13 protein-coding genes are annotated in these 13,228 nt (G+C 69.0%); 9 read left to right on the plus strand and 4 right to left on the minus strand.

The window, feature by feature from the left end; translation table 11 throughout:
- Positions 1-62 precede the first annotated feature (62 nt).
- Together HW532_RS17625 and HW532_RS17630 are read right to left on the minus strand one after the other, a co-directional pair.
- Entirely contained in the window at positions 63-731 is a 669-nt protein-coding gene (locus HW532_RS17625; protein WP_213161720.1) for a DUF6064 family protein, read from the minus strand.
- A 76-nt stretch (positions 732-807) separates the two neighbouring features.
- Positions 808-1,731 carry an aldo/keto reductase gene (locus tag HW532_RS17630; protein WP_213161721.1) on the minus strand — a complete coding sequence of 308 codons (924 nt, stop codon included), beginning with the start codon at positions 1,729-1,731 and terminating at the stop codon, positions 808-810.
- Positions 1,732-1,971: 240 nt separating this feature from the next.
- Here HW532_RS17630 and HW532_RS17635 point away from each other — a divergent pair, with 240 nt between their 5' ends.
- The gene (locus HW532_RS17635; RefSeq protein ID WP_246479281.1) at positions 1,972-2,793 is read left to right on the plus strand and encodes a lytic murein transglycosylase; all 822 of its coding nucleotides are present in this window, start codon (positions 1,972-1,974) and stop codon (positions 2,791-2,793) included.
- Positions 2,794-2,934: 141 nt separating this feature from the next.
- Here the strand turns inward: HW532_RS17635 and HW532_RS17640 are convergent, their stop codons facing one another.
- Positions 2,935-3,078, minus strand: coding sequence for a hypothetical protein (locus HW532_RS17640; protein WP_213161722.1), 144 nt, complete (start codon positions 3,076-3,078; stop codon positions 2,935-2,937).
- 290 nt (positions 3,079-3,368) lie between these two features.
- Between HW532_RS17640 and HW532_RS17645 the strand changes: the two genes are divergently transcribed.
- The 8 genes from HW532_RS17645 (at position 3,369) to HW532_RS17680 (ending at position 12,702) form a co-directional block, all read left to right on the plus strand.
- The gene (locus HW532_RS17645) at positions 3,369-4,745 is read left to right on the plus strand and encodes an ABC transporter substrate-binding protein (RefSeq protein WP_213161723.1); all 1,377 of its coding nucleotides are present in this window, start codon (positions 3,369-3,371) and stop codon (positions 4,743-4,745) included.
- Between the two features lie 182 nt (positions 4,746-4,927).
- Entirely contained in the window at positions 4,928-6,058 is a 1,131-nt protein-coding gene (locus tag HW532_RS17650) for an ABC transporter ATP-binding protein (RefSeq protein WP_213161724.1), read from the plus strand.
- The gene (locus HW532_RS17655) at positions 6,058-6,999 is read left to right on the plus strand and encodes a carbohydrate ABC transporter permease (protein WP_213161725.1); all 942 of its coding nucleotides are present in this window, start codon (positions 6,058-6,060) and stop codon (positions 6,997-6,999) included. The genes HW532_RS17650 and HW532_RS17655 overlap by 1 nt, the downstream gene beginning before the upstream one ends.
- Positions 6,992-7,891, plus strand: coding sequence for a carbohydrate ABC transporter permease (locus HW532_RS17660; protein ID WP_213161726.1), 900 nt, complete (start codon positions 6,992-6,994; stop codon positions 7,889-7,891). Before HW532_RS17655 ends, HW532_RS17660 begins: the two co-directional genes overlap by 8 nt.
- 15 nt (positions 7,892-7,906) lie before the next feature.
- Positions 7,907-8,854: a DUF6963 family protein gene (locus tag HW532_RS17665; protein WP_213161727.1), complete on the plus strand. Its 948-nt coding sequence runs from the start codon at positions 7,907-7,909 to the stop codon at positions 8,852-8,854.
- Positions 8,851-9,531 carry a TetR/AcrR family transcriptional regulator gene (locus HW532_RS17670; protein ID WP_213161728.1) on the plus strand — a complete coding sequence of 227 codons (681 nt, stop codon included), beginning with the start codon at positions 8,851-8,853 and terminating at the stop codon, positions 9,529-9,531. Before HW532_RS17665 ends, HW532_RS17670 begins: the two co-directional genes overlap by 4 nt.
- Positions 9,524-11,212, plus strand: a complete 1,689-nt coding sequence (locus HW532_RS17675; protein WP_213161729.1) for a thiamine pyrophosphate-dependent enzyme — start codon at positions 9,524-9,526, stop codon at positions 11,210-11,212. The genes HW532_RS17670 and HW532_RS17675 overlap by 8 nt, the downstream gene beginning before the upstream one ends.
- Positions 11,213-11,229: 17 nt before the next feature.
- Positions 11,230-12,702, plus strand: coding sequence for an N-acyl-D-amino-acid deacylase family protein (locus HW532_RS17680; protein ID WP_213161730.1), 1,473 nt, complete (start codon positions 11,230-11,232; stop codon positions 12,700-12,702).
- 11 nt (positions 12,703-12,713) lie between these two features.
- Here the strand turns inward: HW532_RS17680 and HW532_RS17685 are convergent, their stop codons facing one another.
- On the minus strand, positions 12,714-13,226 hold the full coding sequence (locus HW532_RS17685) for an OsmC family protein (RefSeq protein WP_213161731.1): 513 nt from the start codon (positions 13,224-13,226) through the stop codon (positions 12,714-12,716).
- Positions 13,227-13,228: the final 2 nt, after the last annotated feature.

Consider the following 13,228-nt stretch of genomic DNA (forward strand, 5'->3'; position numbering starts at 1 on the left):
CCCCTCCGGCGCACCCCCGCAATGGCCGAAAGTGCCGCAGGGACCGCAATCGAGATCCTGGCCTATCCGGTCTGCCGGGCGCGGCGCTCCGTGCGGCGGGCCGCGAGATTGCGGCGAAAGGCGAGCGCGAGGCCGCCGAGGCCGGCGAGCGGCAGGGCGATGTCCTCCGCGATGCCGAGCACGGCGGCGTGGGCGCCCGCGATCAGCGACCACAGCACCGGGATGGCGAGGAGATGGTAAGGGATGCGGCCCCGGCCGAGCAGCAGGAGGCCGATGGTGAAGATCGTCGTGGGCGCGCCCGACAGGCCGACGAGCGGCGTCATGGGCCAGCCATGGCCCTGCAGCCAGGCGGCGAGCGGGTAGAGGGTCAGCGCGTAGATGGCCAGCGCGAGCCCGGCAAGCCCCGTCGTGTCGGACCGCAGGCCGATGCGGAAGGCGCCCCGCACCGTGCCCGTCCACAGGACCATGAGCCCCTGGAGGATGAACAGCGCGCCATAGACGGGCGCGGCGAAGTTGATCTCCGCGAACCGGTGGAGATGGAAGGCCAGGCCGATGGCGATCCAGGATGCCGCGAGAAGCGCATTCACCGCCCGCCCGCTGCCGAGAAACGGCCGGCAGGCCATGGCGAGCGCCACGATGGCGAGCCCGTAGGCGAAGATCTGTGCCGGCCACAGATCGACATTGTAGCTCGCCAGGAGAGAGAAATAGACAGGGCCGGTGAACGGTAGCATGCGGGTATCTGGTGTTGTCGGTACGCGGCGATCCTATACGGGCGGCTCGCAAGGCGGTTTGATCTGTTTCAAATTGTCAGAGTGCCTCGATATCGCGGATCATGCGCCGGCGCAGGCCGGCATCGGGCAGCGCGTCGGTGAGCGCGCCCATGTTCTCGTGCATGTGGTCGACGCGCGAGGTCGCGGGAATGGCGCATGTGACGGCGGGGTGGGAGACGATGAATTTGAGGAAGATCTGCGCCCAGTTCGCGGCCTCGATCTCGTCCGCCCAGCCGGGCAGGGGAAAGCGCGCGAGTGCGTCGAACAGCCCGCCGCCGCGGAACGGCCGGTTGACGATGACCGCGATGCCGCGCTCCGCGGCGAGCGGCAGGAGGCGCTCCTCCGCCCAGCGGTCGGCCACATTGTAGGTGAGCTGGACGAAATCGAGGGCCTCGCTCTCCATGATCGCCTCGAGCTCGTCATGGCGGCGGCCATGGGAGGTGGTCATGCCGATATAGCGGATGCGGCCTTCGGCCTTGTCCTCGCGCAGTGTCTCCAGATGGCCTTCCCAGCTCAGGAGATTGTGGATCTGCATGAGGTCGAACCGGTCGACGCCCCACAGGCCGCGCGAGGTCTCCATCTGGTCGGGCCCGTTCATGGTGAGCCAGGTCCACACCTTGGTGGCGGCGAATGTGGGCGGCCGGTCGAGCGCGTCGAGGCAATGGCCGATCACCGCCTCCGACGAGCCATACATGGGCGATGAGTCGATGAACGTGCCGCCGCGCGCGAAGAACGCTTCGAGCACCTTCGTGCGTTCGGCGCGCAGCGCCGGGTCCTCGCCGACATTGAAGGTGATCCAGCTACCCATGCCGATCGCCGGCAGCGCTTCTCCCGTCGCCGGGATGGTGCGCATGTGAAGGGGCGCCGCCATGGCCGGGGCGCAGCGCAGGCCGCCCAGGGCCAACGCGCCCATCGAGGCGAGCATGGCGCGGCGGTCGAGTGTCGTTTCCGTGTTCTGCATGCGGATCTCCGCGTGCGCCGTTCCTCGTCCATGAAGAGTCGTCGCACACGCGCCGCCGATCAAGCCCCGAGAGCGATATTCGGCAATTAATTCAATTTGAACGGCGATGCGATGGCGGGCGTGCCGCCGCGGGGATCGCGGCCTGCCTCGCCGGTTGCGCTCCCGCCGTCACGAGCGCTTTGCGTCGCGGCATGCTATACTCCCTGTACTGTCGATATCGCTTGTGCGGGGATGAGGCTCATGGGGCTGATGCAGTGGCGGTTGGCGGGGCTCGCGCTCACCATGGCGGGGCTCCTGTGGGCGGGGCAGGCGGCGGCGGTGCCGTGCGAGCCGTCCGGCGGGTTCAATGTCTGGCTGGAGGCGTTCAAGCGCGAGGCGCTGTCGCGGGGCTTCTCGCAGCGCACCGTCTCCGCCCTCAACGGGGTGAGCTACGACCGGAAGGTCATCTCGCTCGACCGCAACCAGCGCGTCTTCAAGCAGAGCTTCCAGAAATTCGCCGGCCGCATGGTCAACAAGAGCCGGCTCAGCCGCGGCGCCCGCCTGCTGCGCAGCCATGCGCGGCTCCTGTCGGGCATCGAGCGGCGCTATGGCGTGCCGGGCCCGGTGATCGTGGCGATCTGGGGGCTGGAATCCGACTATGGCGCCAATATGGGCAACCGCTCCGTGCTGCGCGCGCTGGCGACGCTTGCCTATGATTGCCGGCGCACGGACATGTTCCAGCGCGAGCTCATCGCGGCGCTCACCATCATCCAGCGCGGCGACCTGTCGCCCCGCCAGATGCGCGGCGCCTGGGCGGGCGAGCTCGGCCAGACCCAGTTCCTCGCCTCCAACTATGTGAAATTCGGCGTCGACTACGACGGCAACGGACGGCGCGATCTCATTCGCTCGGTGCCCGACGTGCTGGCCTCCACGGCCAATTATCTCAGGGGATACGGTTGGCGCCCCGGCGGGTCCTATGCCGAGGGCTCTCACAATTTCAACGTGATCCGGCAGTGGAACAAGTCCACGGTCTATTCGAAGACCGTCGCCTATTTCGCGGCCCGGCTCGCGGCGACCCAGTAGCCGTCCGCGCCTGTCCGCCGGCGCGGCTATTTCGTGCCGTCCCGGCTGGAAAAGGCGACCAGCGCCAGAAGGACGATCAGCGCCGCCGCCAGTGCGATGGCTTCCATGGTGTGCATCCCCGATGCGGTCCCCTTCGCGCGCTCATTGCGCATTCGCTTCCGTGACGGTCTCCTGCGAGGCCGTCGTCCGTCCCTCCCATTCCGTCGCGCGGATCAGCAGCGCGAGCATCATGATGGCGGCGATCGCCAGCACGGTGGCGACGAGCGTCGTCTTGATCAGGAACATGACAGTGCCTCCTCCGGTTTCCGCCGCGAGCCACGGGCCGGCGACGTATGCCACAGCATTCGCGGCCGCTCGCGACAACGCGGAAAACCGGGGGTCGTGCCGCCTCGCCCCTTGCGGCCTGTGCCCATAGTCTCAAGGCCCGGCTGAACGGAATTTGAAGCGGGCCGTTATCCCCCGTTCATCTTTCGGGTGCCGCACGAGCCCGCTTGACAGGCGCGAGAGGTTGCGTCTCTAATGTGACCGTACGGTCACAAATGGTGTTGGCCGGACCTTCATGGGGGAGGCTCACAATGACGCAAGATCCGTTTTCGATGACCCGCCGCCGCTTCGTCGCGGCCTCGGCCCTGATGGGCGGCTCGGCGCTGGCGGCCGGGGGGCTGCCCGGCCTCGCCCGCGCCATGGACCCGCTGCGCTTCGCGTTCTGGCCCTGGGGCAGCGAGATCGTGGAGGGCAATGCGAAGGCGTTCCGCGAGGAGATGGGGCTGCCGCTCGAGCTCGCGCCCATTCCGGGCGACTATGCGGCGGTCCTGGAGACCAAGCTCGCCGGCGGCGCGCCGCTCGACATGTTCTATGCCCAGCGCGGCCAGGCCTCGCGCTGGCATGCGGCCGGCTGGATCCGCCCGATCAACGACATGCCGGGGCTCGACGAGATCAAGGACCAGATGTTCCCGGGCATCGTCGCGGACGCCAGGGCCATGAACGGCGACTATCTGGGCCTCACCTACTACAATGGCGGCCCGATGTGCATGTTCCGCAACGAGGAGGTGCTGGACAAGGCGGGCTTCGGCGGAACGGGCAATCCGGACGACTATCCGAAGACATGGGACGAGGTCGCCGACCAGGCGCGCGCCATCAAGAAGAAGGGCATCGTCGAGCACCCGATGCTCATCAACATGTACAATGCCTGGACGGGCCTGCCCTGGGGGCTGATCTCGCAGGGCTTCTCCGAAGGCGAGACCTTCGTCGACGCCGATCTCAAGGCGACCTTCGGGCCCGACACGCCGCTCGCCAAGGTGCTGGCCGACTGGAAGCAGTGGTGGGACGAGGAGCTCGTCCCGCATGCCGTCCTGTCCTGGTCGAGCACGGAGGCCTCGAGCTCCTGGATGAAGGGCCTGCACGCCTTCCACACCAATATGGACTACAACAGCTTCAACTATAACGACCCGGAAAAGAGCCGGATCGCCGCCTATAACTGCCAGAATCCGGTGATGCCGGGGACGACCAACGACACCGTGCTCGTCGGCCATGCGCTGCTGGCCATGTCGACCCGCGAGCGCTCCGACGCCGAGCTCGAGGCCGCCTGGGAGCTGGTGAAGTTCTACGGCTACAAGAACAAGGCCGGCGAATTCGCCGTGCACAAGAAGTGGGTGGAGAAGGCCAACCTGCCCGTGCCCTTCCCGGCGATCTACGACGACCCGGAGGTGAAGGCCGCCATCATGAAGTGGATGTACGAGCCCTATGCGGAGGAGAGCTATGGCTGGCTCTTCGCCGGCCGCCGGCGCGCCATGGCCCCGAACATGCTGAAGGCGCCCTGGTATCAGGAATGGGACGCGGCCATGCACGACATGATCGCCGACGAGCTCCTCCAGTCCGGCTCGATGACACCGAAGGAGGTGGTCGTCGCCCTGCGCGAGAACTGGGACCGGCTCTACGACAAGTATATGTGAAGACGGGAAAAATCCCCTCACCCTCCCATCGCTGGCGCGATGGGCCCCTCCCTCTCCCGCAAGGGGAGAGGGGATGCTCCAGCCGGTGCGGCAGGCGAACCCTCTCCCCTCGCGGGAGAGGGTGGCGCCGTAGGCGCCGGGTGAGGGGGTCTGCAGCAGAACCGATTTGAAAGGCTCATCCCATGGCTAATGTTGTGCTGGATCGCGTGACCCGTCGCTTCGGGGGCGGCGTGGCGGTCGACAATGTCTCGCTCGAAGTGGGCGATGGCGAGTTCGTGATCTTTCTCGGGCCCTCGGGCTGCGGCAAGACGACGACGCTCAATATGGTCGCCGGGCTCGATTCCCCGAGCGACGGCGAGATCTATATCGGTGGGCGGGCGGTCGCCCACACGCCGCCCGACAAGCGCGACATCGCCATGGTGTTCCAGTCCATCGCGCTCTATCCGCACATGACGGTGTTCGACAATATCGCCTTCCCGTTGCGCCGGGCGCGGGTCGCCAAGGCGGAGATCGCGGAGCGCGTGCGCAGGGTCGCGGAGATGCTCAAGGTGGAGCCCTTCCTCGACCGCAGGCCGCACCAGCTCTCCGGCGGCCAGCGCCAGCGTGTCGCCATCGGCCGCGCGGCGGTGCGCGAGCCGGCCGTCTTCCTGTTCGACGAGCCGCTCTCCAGCCTCGACGCCAAGCTCAGGACGGAGATGCGCGTGGAGCTGAAGATGCTGCACGAGCGCCTGGGCGCGACCTTCATCTACGTCACCCACGACCAGGTCGAGGCCATGACGATGGCCGACCGGATCGCCGTCATGCGCGACGGCCATCTGATGCAATATGCCCCGCCGCGCGAGATCTACCGCTATCCGGCGAACAAATGGGTCGCCTCCTTCGTCGGCAGCCCGGCCATGAACATCGTCGAGGGCAGGCTCGCCACGCGCGACGGAAAGACCGGGCTGGAGGCTGCGGGCGGAGCCTTCCTGCCGCTTGCCGACGGGCTTGCCGACCGGGCGGGCAGGGCGGGCGGAACCGCCGCCATCGGCATCCGCCCGGAGGCGCTCCAGGTCGCCGGCGACGGCGCGGCGGACGGCATCGCCGTCACGGGCACGGTCCATGCCACCGAGCCCGTGGGCTCCGACCTCTTCGTGGATGTCAGGCTCGGCGAGGCCGCGGGCGGGCAGGGCCAGCAGATCGTGAAGCTGCGCACCGATCCCGACCGGGATGCGGCCATGGGCGAGCCCATCGACCTCGTCCTGCCCCATGGCAAGCTCTATCTGTTCGATGCGGCGGGCGCGCGCGTCCATCCGGCGATGGAGGCCGCGTGATGGCCGGGGCCCCGACGGCGGCGCTGCCGGCGCGCGAGGCCGCGCGGGCGCGCCAGATGAGCGACACCCAGTTCGCGCTCGTCATCATTCTCGGCGTGTCGCTCCTCAACGCCGCCATCATCTTCGTGCCGCTCGTCTATTCGGCATGGCTGAGCCTGCACGAGTCGAACGTCATCCTGCGCACCATGGAGTTCGTCGGCGCCAAGCACTACTGGACGGCGATCACCGACCCGAAGGTCCTGGCGGCGGCCTGGCGGTCCGTCGTCTTCTCCGCCATCGCGGTGGTCCTGTCCTTCGCGCTCTCGCTCGGTTTCGCGCTGGTCCTGAACGAGGACTTCCCCGGCAAGGGCCTCCTGCGCGCGCTGGTGCTTTTGCCCTGGGCCATCTCGCAGGTGGTCACCGCGACCGTCTTCTCCTTCATGCTCAACCCGAATGTCGGCGCGCTCAACGCGCTGCTCGCGCCCATGGGGATCGTCGGCCCCTCCCATGTCTGGCTGTCGCAGGACATGGCGCTGATCTGGGTGTCCGTCGCCTTCGTCTGGCACCTCGCCCCGCTCGGCACCTTCTTCTACCTGGCCTCGCTGCAGACCATCCCGGAGGATCTCTACAACGCCGCGCGCATCGACCGGGCGGGGCCCGTGCGGCGCTTCGCGCACATCACGCTGCCGCATTTGAGGCACACGACGCTCATCGTGCTCGTGGTCATGACGGTGGAGGCGGTGCGCCAGTTCGACCTCGTCTTCTCGCTCACGCGCGGCGGGCCGGGCACGGCGAGCCAGATCCTGCCCATGCTGGTCTTCCGCTACAATTTCGAGTTCTCGCAATACGGCCTCGCCGCGGCGACCTCCTTCATCCTGACCGCCATGTCGGTCGCGCTCGCCGTCGGTTATTTCCTGCTCTTGAGGAAGAAGAAGGCGAAGAAGGAGACCGCCAATGGCTGAGGCACACCGCAAGATCGCGGGCGAGGGCTGGCGGCCATGGGCCGTCGGCGCGGGCGCCCTGTTCCTCGCCTTCTGGACGCTCTTTCCCTTCTACTGGACGCTCAAGGCCTCGTTCATGGCGGAGATCGACGTGCTCGACAGTCTCGTCGGCATGCCGCCCTCGCTCACGCTCGACAACTATCTGCGCGTACTCGGCCTGTCGGTGTCCGACTCCATCTTCGGCGGGCAGACCCGCGCGGTCATGGAGGGCTTCGTAAACTCCGCAATCGTGGCGCTGCCGTCGGCGGCGTTCGCCGCGCTGATCGCGTCCTTTGCGGGCTACGCCTTCGGCCGCTTCGAGTTTCCGGGCAAGAACGCGCTCCTGTTCACGCTTCTGGTCAGTCGCGTCCTGCCGCCGATCACCATGCTCATTCCCTATTTCGTGTTCTTCTCCGCCGTCGGCATGGTGGGCAGTCTCTTCGGGCTCGGCATCACCTATCTGACGGCGGTGGTGCCGCTTCTGAGCTGGATGCTGATGGGCTATTTCGCCTCCCTGCCGATCGAGGTGGAGCGCGCCGCGCGCATCGACGGCTGCAGCCGGCTCCAGGTGCTCTTCTACGTCACCTTCCCGATGGCGGCGCCGGGCATCGCGGCTGCCTTCATCATCGCCTTCCTGGTGTCCTGGAACGACCTGCTCTTCGGCATCGTTCTGACCGGCGGCACCAATGCGCAGACGCTCTCGCCGGCGCTGCTCGGCCTGTCGCCGCTGATGCCGGGCTTCAGGACGGAGCTCGTGCTGTTCGCCGCGGCAAGTATCCTCTCCACCGTGCCGCCGCTCTTGCTTGCGCTCGTGTTCCAGCGTTTCATCACGGGGCTGAACATCTCCGATCCCGTCACGACGGGCGGAGACTGAACGGGGGGCAGGCCCATGACCATCGGGATCGCGGCATATGGCGCGGGCGCGGGGGCCGCGGTGGCCGAGGCGCTCGCCATGGCGGAACGGGTCGGGCGCGGCGAGATCGGCGGCTTCGCCGTCTTCGCCGCGCTCGTTGCGGGCCGGCCGGCCTTCTTCACGACGCAGAGGGGCGGGCTCGGTGCGCTGCGGGCGGCATGGTCTACTGCCGGCGGCGAGGCCGCGCTCATGGAGGCGCCGCTCGCCGCTGTCATCTCCAGCGGGCCGGACCGTCCGGAACCCCTGACGAAGTTCCTCGTCGCGGCGCCGGCCGGCCTCGTCACCGGCCACCGGCTTCCCGATACGCCGGGGGTGGGCGGCGAGCCGATCAATCGGCAGGTGCTTCGCAGGCTCGAGGCGGGGGAGGCGCCGGCGGACGCCGTCAAGGCCGTGCTGTCGGCCCATGGGGAATACGATGCCGGCCTTGTCGCCGCGACGCCCGACGGCATCGCCCTCGCCAACAGCCGGCGCGTGGCCCGCCGGCCGGATATCGGCGAGGCGCGCCTCGTTGCCGATGGCGGCGATGCGGGGATTGCGATCCTGCACAATTCGATCCGGCCCGTCGCGGGGCTCGCGGCCTGCGCGGCGGAGGCCGGCTTCGGCATGCTCGCGGGGGCCGCCGCGCCGCGCCGCACCATCGCGCTCGCCGCCGGCCTGACGGTCGCCGCCGGCGAGGCCGACGAGGTCGAGATCGACGGGGAGGGGCGGATCACGGCGATCCGGTCGGCCAATCCGGGGCTCGCGGGCAAGACGGGCTGGACGTCCTCGGCGGTCTATGCGGGCTCCGCCGTCCTGCATGGCGGCTGTGTGATCGGCCGCACGCTCGGCGAGGCCTGGGCGCGCATCGACCGGTGCACCGTTCTCGAGGTCGATCCGGAGCGGTCGGCCATCGCAATGGAGACGACGATACGGGAGGAGCCATGACCCGGCGCCGCGAGGCTGGCAAGCGCAATCGCGAGCGCACCGAGGAGGAGATCCAGAGGGCGCTCGAGGACCAGATCCGCGAGGAGGGGATGCTGCGTACCGGCATCAATGCGGTGGCCAAGCGCGCCGATGTCTCCAAGGAGCTGATCTATCGCTATTTCGGCGGCATGGACGGCCTGTTCATGGCCATGATGCAGTCGCACGACTACTGGACGAAGGCCGGCGACATTCCCTCGCGCGCGGCCAGCCGCGGCATGTCGCCCGCCGATACGGTGCTCCTGATGCTCACCGAGCAGATGGACAGCCTGCGCGCCAACGAGGTGGTCCAGGAGGTGCGCCGCTGGGAGCTCCTGGACGCCGACGAGACCCGACAGAAGCTCGCCAAGCGCCGCGAGCAGCTCGCCCGCGGCTTCATCGAGAACATCGCTGCCGATCACGAGGCCGACACGGTCGATGTCCCCGCGATCACCGGCATCCTGCTCGCCGGCGTGCTCTATCTCGTGCTGCGCTCGAAGACGGAGGACCAGTTCCTCGGCGTTTCCCTGCGCGACGAGGAGGGATGGGAGCGGTTTCGTAACGCTCTGGAGACTATCGTTCAATCCGCCTTCCCGCCCGACCTGCGGGACGCGCCCCGATCCGATGCCAGCAAGAAAGAGGAAGACGGTGAGTATGAGTGATGTCGAGTCCGTGGCCACATCCGTGTCCGGTTCTGAGTCCACGGCCGGCCGCGAGATCGTGGCCTGCCTGAAGGCCCACGATCTCGACCGGGTCTTCTGCGTGCCGGGGGAAAGCTTTCTGGGCGTGATCGACGCCCTGCGCGACGATCCCTCCATCTCGCTCGTCACCTGCCGGCACGAGGGCGGTGCCGGCTTCATGGCGCTCGCCGACGCCCGGCTGATGCGCCGGCCGGGCGTGGTCATGGTGAGCCGCGGGCCGGGCGCGTCGAACGCCACCATCGCCATCCAGACCGCGCAGGAGGACGGCGTGCCGCTCGTCGTGCTGGTCGGCCAGGTGGAGCGCGGCCATCGCGGACGCCGCGCCTTCCAGGAGGTGGACTACGCGAAGACCTATTCCGATCTCGCCAAATGGTGCGTGGAGATCACCGATCCCGCGCGCGCCGGCGAGTTGATGGCGCAGGCCATCGCCGTCTCCAGGCGCGGGATTCCGGGGCCCGTCGTGGTGGTGACGCCGGAGGACATGCTGGAGGCGCCGTGCCCCCGCGCCGAGCCCGTCTGCCTCGGCGTCGGCCTGCCGGGCGTGGACGAGATCGACGTCGCCCAGACGGCGGAGCGTCTTGCCGGCGCGAAGCGCCCGCTCGTCATCGCCGGCCAGGCCGTCAATCACGATTTCGGCCGCCGCGCGCTCAGGAATTTCGCCGATGTCTGGGGTGTGGCGGTCGCGGCGAGCTCGCGCCAGGCCGACGTGCTGGAGAACACCCACGGCTCCTATGTCGCGCATCTGGGCTATGCGGCGGACCGCACTCTGGTCGACCGGCTGCGCGAGGCCGACCTCGTCCTCGCCATCGGCACACGGCTCGGCGACGTGACGAGCCAGGGCTATACCTTTCCCACAGCCCCGATGCCGGAGCAGGCGCTCATCCATGTCCACGAGGATGCCTCCGCGATCGGCGGCGTGCGTCACGTCACGCTCGGCGCGGTCGCCGACTGCGCGCTGTTCCTCGACCGGCTGTCGGAGCGCAGGCCGGCGGGGAGGCCCTGGGAACCATGGGTCGCCCAGGCCCATGCCGCCTATCTCGACTGGTCGCGCTGGCAGCCGGTGGAGGCCGATGACGGCGTGGTCTTCGGCGCCGTGGTCGACGCCTTCTCGCGCCATCTCCCCGACGATGCCATCGTCACCGCGGATGCGGGCAATTTCGGCGGCTGGCTCAACCGCTATTTCCGCTTCCGCGGCGACCAGATCCTCCTGGGGCCGCTCTCCGGCGCCATGGGCTACGGCGTGCCGGCGGCGGCCGCCGCCGCCATGCGCCGGCGCAAGCGCAAGGCGGTCTGCTTCGTCGGCGATGGCGGCTTCATGATGACCGGCAACGAGCTCGCCACGGCCATCGCCCACGATGCGAGCCCGGTGGTGGTTATCGCCGATAACGGATCCTACGGCACGATCCGCCTCCATCAGGAGAAACGGTTCCCGGGTCGGGCCTACGGCACGGCGCTCGCCAATCCCGATTTCACGCGCCTCGGCGAGGCCTTCGGCGCGAAAACCGTCAGGGTGGAGCACGCCGACGAGGTGGAGGAGGCCGTCAGGGTGGCGGTCGAGGCCAGCGAGCCCGTGGTGCTGCATGTGAAGACCAGCCTGGAGCATATTTCCGCGACGGCGCGGCTGTCCGCGCTCAAGACGTGATGGAGGGGGAGAGGCCCATGAAGAGACGCGCAGACATTGTCATTCGCGACGCCATGCTGATCGATGGCACGGGGTCCGACGCCACCCGCGGCGACCTCGCCGTGGTGGGCGACCGCATCGTGGCCATGGGCGAGCTGAAGGACTGGGCGGGAGCCCGCGAGATCGACGCGGAGGGGCTCGCCGTCGCGCCGGGCTTCGTGGACGTGCACACCCATGACGACCGTGCCGTGCTCGCCACCGACATGACCGCCAAGCTCAGCCAGGGCGTGACCACCGTCGTCAGCGGCAATTGCGGCATCAGCCTCGGCCCCGTGCCGGGCCTGCGCGACGTGGTGCCGCCGCTCGACCTCATCGCGGAGGGGCGCGGCGACCTGTTCGCGACCTTCGCGGACTATCTCGCCGCGCTCGACGCCCGCGTGCCGCCGGTCAATGTGGCCGCGCTCACCGGCCACACGACGCTCAGGCTCGCCACGATGGACCGGCTGGACCGGGCGGCGACCGCTGCGGAATGCGGCGAGATGCGCAGGCTGTTGGCCGAGGCTCTGGAGGCCGGCTCCATCGGCCTGTCGACCGGGCTCTACTATCAGCCGGCCAACGCCGCCTCGACCGCGGAGGTGATCGCGGTGGCGGAACCGCTGGCGCGCTATAACGGGATCTATGCCACCCATATGCGCGACGAGGCCGACCTGATCCGCGACGCGATGGAGGAGGCCTTCGAGATCGGCCGGGCGAGCGACAGCCCTGTCGTGATCTCCCATCACAAGGTCACCGACCCGAAGAATTACGGCCGCACCCGCGAGACCCTGCCGGTGATCGCGGAGCGCGCGCGCGAGCAGCCGGTTACGCTCGACGTCTACCCCTATGCGGCGTCCTCCACGGTGCTGGAGGCCCGCCGGGCGGCAAGCGTGGACCGGATCATGATCACCTGGTCGAAGGCGCGGCCCGATCTCGCCGGGCGGATGCTCGCCGATATCGCGGACGAGATGGGCGTCTCCCGCGAGGACGCGGTGGCCCGGCTCCAGCCCGCCGGCGCGGTCTATTTCACCATGGACGAGGACGACGTGCAGCGCGTGCTCAAGTTCCCGCTCTCCATGATCGGCTCCGACGGCCTGCCGCACGATATCCGCCCGCATCCGCGCCTCTGGGGAACCTTCCCGCGCGTGCTCGGCCATTATGCCCGCGATGTGGGGCTCTTCGGCCTGGAGGAGGCGGTCCGCCGCATGACGGCCCTGCCCGCCGCCCGGTTCGGGCTGAAGGGCAGGGGCAGGCTCGCCGAGGGCGCCTTCGCCGACCTCGTCGTGTTCGATCCGGCAACCGTTCTCGACCGCGCCGACTATGCCGACCCGGTCCAGCTTTCCGCCGGGATCAAGGAGGTTTTCGTCAACGGCCGCACGGCATGGACCGGCGCGGCACCGGGCGAGGAGCGCGCGGGACGCGTCCTGCGCAACCACGACCTGGCGCCGAAGGACTTCGAGAGCTTCGCGGCCTGACGGGGCCTCTCTCAGCCCTCCGCCGTCATCGTGGCGGAGAGGCGCGGAGAGGCGGTGAGCGTCTGGAGGACGACGCAGTAGCGCTCGGTGAGCCTCAGGAGCTCGTCGAGCCTGTCCTGTGGCGCGTCTGTGTCGAGATCGAAGGTGAGGCGGATCTCGCGGAAGCCGACGGGCGCGTCCCGGTCGACCCCCAGAGTGCCGCGGAAATCGAGATCGCCCTCCGCCTCGATCCGTCCGCCGCGCAGCTCAACCCCGATGGCGGTCGCCACGGCCTTCAGCGTGACGCCCGCGCAGGCGACGAGCGCTTCCAGAAGCATGTCGCCCGAACACGCCTCCACCCCGCTGCCGCCGGTCGCGGGGTGCAGCCCCGCCGTGACCAGCGCGCGGCCCGTCTCCACCTTGCACGCAATGGCGTCCCCGTCGAGGCGCCCATCCGCCCGGAGCGTGACAAGCGCGGCCTCCGGCCGCTCGTGGTACCGCGCCTTGAGGGGCGCCTGCATCGCACGCAGCGTTTCGGCGTCCATGA

Origin of the sequence: Kaustia mangrovi, from assembly GCF_015482775.1 — a bacterium.
Lineage (GTDB): Bacteria > Pseudomonadota > Alphaproteobacteria > Rhizobiales > Im1 > Kaustia > Kaustia mangrovi.